General features: G+C 58.3%; 6 protein-coding genes. 1 reads left to right on the top strand and 5 read right to left on the bottom strand.

What is annotated here, in order from left to right; genetic code table 11:
• The 4 genes from ADK28_RS13030 to yceD form a co-directional block, all read right to left on the bottom strand.
• Positions 1-726: beta-ketoacyl-ACP synthase III (locus ADK28_RS13030; RefSeq protein WP_048795842.1), on the bottom strand; the 726-nt coding region annotated here is incomplete at its 3' end.
• Positions 727-732: 6 nt separating this feature from the next.
• Positions 733-1767, bottom strand: a complete 1035-nt coding sequence (gene plsX, locus ADK28_RS13025) for a phosphate acyltransferase PlsX (protein WP_072009673.1) — start codon at positions 1765-1767, stop codon at positions 733-735.
• 11 nt (positions 1768-1778) lie between these two features.
• A complete protein-coding gene (rpmF, locus tag ADK28_RS30065; protein WP_004927778.1) occupies positions 1779-1946 on the bottom strand; it encodes a 50S ribosomal protein L32 in 168 nt (55 codons plus the stop codon).
• Between the two features lie 16 nt (positions 1947-1962).
• Complete coding sequence (yceD, locus tag ADK28_RS13020) at positions 1963-2484, bottom strand: 23S rRNA accumulation protein YceD (protein WP_004927780.1); 522 nt, start codon at positions 2482-2484, stop codon at positions 1963-1965.
• Positions 2485-2625: 141 nt separating this feature from the next.
• Here yceD and ADK28_RS13015 point away from each other — a divergent pair, with 141 nt between their 5' ends.
• The gene (locus ADK28_RS13015; protein ID WP_048795838.1) at positions 2626-3207 is read left to right on the top strand and encodes a Maf family protein; all 582 of its coding nucleotides are present in this window, start codon (positions 2626-2628) and stop codon (positions 3205-3207) included.
• 6 nt (positions 3208-3213) lie between these two features.
• Here ADK28_RS13015 and rluC read toward each other — a convergent pair whose 3' ends face one another.
• Entirely contained in the window at positions 3214-4173 is a 960-nt protein-coding gene (gene rluC / locus ADK28_RS13010) for a 23S rRNA pseudouridine(955/2504/2580) synthase RluC (RefSeq protein WP_015377448.1), read from the bottom strand.
• Between the last annotated feature and the right edge of the window lie 87 nt (positions 4174-4260).

Genomic DNA, 4260 nt, shown 5'->3' with positions numbered 1-4260 from the left:
CACCAGCCAATCCAGCTCGCTGCGGTCCATGTTGTTGGCCTGCAACGTCTCGTCGACGATGCGCGCCAATTCGGTGACCGCAACCTTGAAGACTTCGTTGCCCGCCATGGTGACATAGGCCGGCTTGTCTTGATTCTGGCGATCCTTGTACGGCAGCGTCAGCAGGTTGCCGTAGCTGCCGTCGGCATGCAGATGGGTAGACAGAATGCCCGGCTCTTCAGACGCCCCAAGCACCACCGCACCCGCGCCATCGCCAAACAGGATGATGGTGCCGCGATCTTCAGGATCGAGCGTGCGCGACAAGACGTCCGCGCCGATAACCAGCGCATGTTTGACCGCGCCGTTTTTCACGTACTGATCGGCCACGCTGAGCGCATAAGTAAAGCCGGCGCAGGCCGCAGCCAGATCGAACGCCGCGCAGTCTTTGATGCCCAGCATTTGCTGCACCAGGCACGCCGCGCTCGGGAACGCGTGAGTGGTCGTGGTGGTCGCCACGATGATAAGCCCAATGTCTTCTTTAGCCACACCTGCCATTTCCAGCGCGTTCTCAGCGGCCTGGAAGCTCATCGTCGCAACGGTTTCATCCGCAGCGGCGATGCGACGTTCGCGGATACCGGTACGCGTGACGATCCATTCGTCAGAGGTATCCACCATTTTTTCCAAATCAGCATTGGTGCGCACTTGTACGGGCAAATAACTCCCCGTACCGAGAATCTTTGTATACATGTACGATCAGTCACTCTTAGGTAATACAGCCTCAAGGCGCGCAGCAATCCTTTCCGGGACTTGCCGCTGCACCGCCTGCACAGCCTGTTCGATTGCGACTGCAAACGCGTGAGGGTTCGCAGCGCCGTGGCTCTTGACTACGGTGCTGCGCAATCCTAACAGACATGCGCCATTATACTGGTCGGGGTTCAGGTGGCCGAACCGCTTGACCACCCGTTTTTGCAACCAACGGCCCAACAATTTCAACCACCACGCTCGCTTGTTTCCGTCGCCGGACGATTTCAACAGCGATAAGAACACCCTGACCACCCCTTCCATGGTTTTCAGGGTGACGTTGCCCACGAAGCCATCGCAAACCAACACGTCGGTCTTGCCGGTGAGCAGTTCGTTTCCTTCCAGGTAACCAATATAGTTGATTGCCGGAGTATTTTTTAGCACAGTGGCCGCTTCGCGGATATTATCCAGGCCTTTGGTCTCTTCTTCGCCAATATTCAGCAGCGCCACCCGCGGTTGCGCAATGCCGATCACCTCTTCCGCCATCACCGCCCCCATCACGGCAAACTGCACCAGCATGGTGCTGTCGCACTCGACGTTGGCGCCGAGATCCAGCACCACGGTTTTGCTGCGTTGCTGATTCGGGATCGCCGTCATCAGCGCCGGGCGCTCGATGCCTTCCAGCGGCTTGACCAACAGCTTCGCCAATCCCATCAGCGCACCGGTATTGCCGGCGCTGACGCACCCCTGCGCGTTTCCGCTGCTGAGCTGCTCGAGCGCAATGCGCATCGACGTGCCGCGGCTGGCGCGTATCGCTTGTGAAGGTTTGGCGTCGCCGGCGATCACGGACTCGGCGGGCACGACTTGCAGACGCTCCAGAAGAACCGGATCGGCGTGGGCAAGCAAGGGAGAGATGACGTCGGGATTGCCGACCAGCAGGAGATGAAGCTGTAAATTAGAGGCCAGTGCCTGCAACGAAGCAGGCACTGTGACGCAGGGACCGAAGTCCCCGCCCATTGCATCTAACGCCAGGGTTAGACGAGTCAAGGTATCGCTACTTAGCCGATAACCTTGCGACCGCGGTAGAAACCGTCGGCAGTGATGTGGTGACGACGGTGAGTTTCACCGGATACTTTGTCTACAGACAGAGTAGTCGTGGTCAGAGCATCGTGAGAACGACGCATGCCACGCTTGGAACGGGTTGGTTTATTCTGTTGTACGGCCATGGACCTTACTCCTCAATTACTTACGCTTTAAACTGGCTAATACGGCAAACGGATTCGGTTTCTCCGCCTCTGGAGGCAGTTGGCCAAATACCATGTCCGCTTCGGACACTTCACAGTGTTCAGATTCATGTACCGGAACGACAGGCAGTGAAAGAATAATTTCGTCTTCAATCATTGCCAACAGATCGACTTCGCCAAACTCGTCAACTTCGATCGGTTCGTACGCTTCCGGTAATGCCTCAGCCTGCTCATCATTGACGACCGGGCTAAAACAATATGTTGTGTGAACCTGATGTTCGAACGGGACTCCACAGCGTTGGCACATCAACGTTACCGTGACGTCCGCATGCCCTGTTATCACCGCGAGGCGTTGATTGTCGATATTAAACGACAACGACACCTCGACATCACTGTCCACACTGACCACGGAGTCGGCAACACGAGTAACCTGCTCAGGCGCATAGACACCAGCATAGTCCAGGCGTTTCTGAGCGGTACGTACCGCATCAATGGTCAAGGGTAATTTTACCTTTTGCATAGGGCGCGCATATTAACTTTGTAACGACATAGAGTCAAAGAAAAAGGCCGTAAAACGGCTCCTTTCACCAATATTCGCTTCCACAGCGGCCGACAGTTTAAAATGCCGTACCCATTTACGCTACGGTTTGCGAAAAAAATTATGCAGAGATTGCTTTTAGCCTCCACCTCCCCCTATCGAAAAATGCTGCTGGAGAAGCTGCAGCTGCCGTTCGACTGCGCCGCGCCGGAGGTGGATGAAACCCCCTTGCCCGGCGAAAGCGCGGAAGCGCTGGTGCTGCGCCTGGCGGCGGCGAAGGCCCAGGCGTTGGCCCTCGCCTATCCCGAGCATCTGATCATCGGCTCCGATCAGGTCTGCGTGATCGATGGCAACATCACCGGCAAGCCCCATACCGAGGAAAACGCCCGGGCGCAGCTGCGGCAGGCCAGTGGCCAAGCCGTGACTTTCTATACCGGCCTGGCGCTGTACAACGGCCGCAGCAAGCAGCTGCAAGCCTTGTGCGAGCCGTTTCACGTGCATTTTCGCGCGCTGAGCGAAGCGGAGATCGCCGCCTATGTGCGTCTGGAGCGACCGCTGAACTGCGCAGGCAGTTTCAAGAGCGAGGGATTGGGGATCGCGCTGTTCGACAGGCTGGAAGGCCGGGATCCGAACGCCCTGATCGGCCTGCCGTTGATCGCGCTGTTGGAGATGTTGCGGGCTGAAGGCATCAACCCGCTGGGGTGACGCAGATTACTTGGCCGCCTGCCGGCGCAGCACCTGCAGACAGTGGCGCAGCTCTTCGTCCATCGGCGCTTCGATGCGCATCGTTTCGCCNGTGGCCGGATGCTCGAAGCGCAGCGCCGCGGCGTGCAGGAACAGCCGCTTCAGGCCGGTACCCGCCAGTTGGCGATCGAACTCGCGGTCGCCATAGCGGTCGTCAAAGGCGATCGGGTGCCCGGCATGCAGAGTGTGCACGCGGATCTGGTGGGTACGCCCGGTGATTGGGCTAGCCTTCACCAGGGTGGCGAATTCGTAACGCTCCTCCACCTTGAAGCGGGTTTCCGAAGGTTTGCCTTCGCTGTTGACGCGCACGATGCGTTCACCGCTTTGCAGAATATTTTTCAGCAGCGGCGCCTGTACGGCCTTGCAGTGCGATTGCCATTGGCCGCGCACCAGCGCCAGATAATCTTTCTGCATGCCTTTCAGCCGCAGTTGCTCATGCAGCGAACGCAGCGCGGAACGCTTCTTGGCCACCAACAGCACGCCGGAGGTATCGCGATCGAGCCGGTGCACCAGTTCAAGGAAACGAGCCTCCGGGCGCAGCGCGCGCAGCCCTTCGATCACGCCGAAGCTCAGGCCGCTGCCGCCGTGCACTGCGGTGCCGGAAGGCTTGTTGAGGATCAGCAGGTGGTCGTCTTCATACAAAATACAGTCGGCCAGCGCGGCCACCTTATCCAGCTTGGCCGACACTGGCGTCTCTTCGCGCTCGGCCACCCGCACCGGCGGCACGCGCACCACGTCGCCGGCCGCCAATTTGTATTCAACCTTGATGCGCCCTTTATTGACCCGCACCTCGCCTTTACGCACGATGCGATAAATCATGCTCTTCGGCACGCCTTTCAGGCGAGCGAGCAGAAAGTTGTCGATTCTCTGACCGGCTTCGTCGTCGGAAATCGTGATGAATTGTACTGCTGGATTGTTCGTTTTCATGGTGCGGGATTCTAAATAGAGCGCGTGAATAGCGCCACATCTTTTTCTGTGCTTAACTGTCTCTCTGACGGCGGGCGAAACCCCAGC

The organism is Serratia sp. 506_PEND, assembly GCF_001076875.1.
Taxonomy (GTDB): domain Bacteria; phylum Pseudomonadota; class Gammaproteobacteria; order Enterobacterales; family Enterobacteriaceae; genus Serratia; species Serratia marcescens.
This window is presented reverse-complemented; position numbering and strand designations above follow the sequence as displayed.

Excerpts from the sequence above, each read along its gene's own strand:
- rpmF (WP_004927778.1), bottom strand. The coding sequence starts at position 1,946 with ATGGCCGTACAACAGAATAAACCAACCCGTTCCAAGCGTGGCATGCGT.
- yceD (WP_004927780.1), bottom strand. The coding sequence starts at position 2,484 with ATGCAAAAGGTAAAATTACCCTTGACCATTGATGCGGTACGTACCGCT.
- ADK28_RS13015 (WP_048795838.1), top strand. The coding sequence starts at position 2,626 with ATGCAGAGATTGCTTTTAGCCTCCACCTCCCCCTATCGAAAAATGCTG.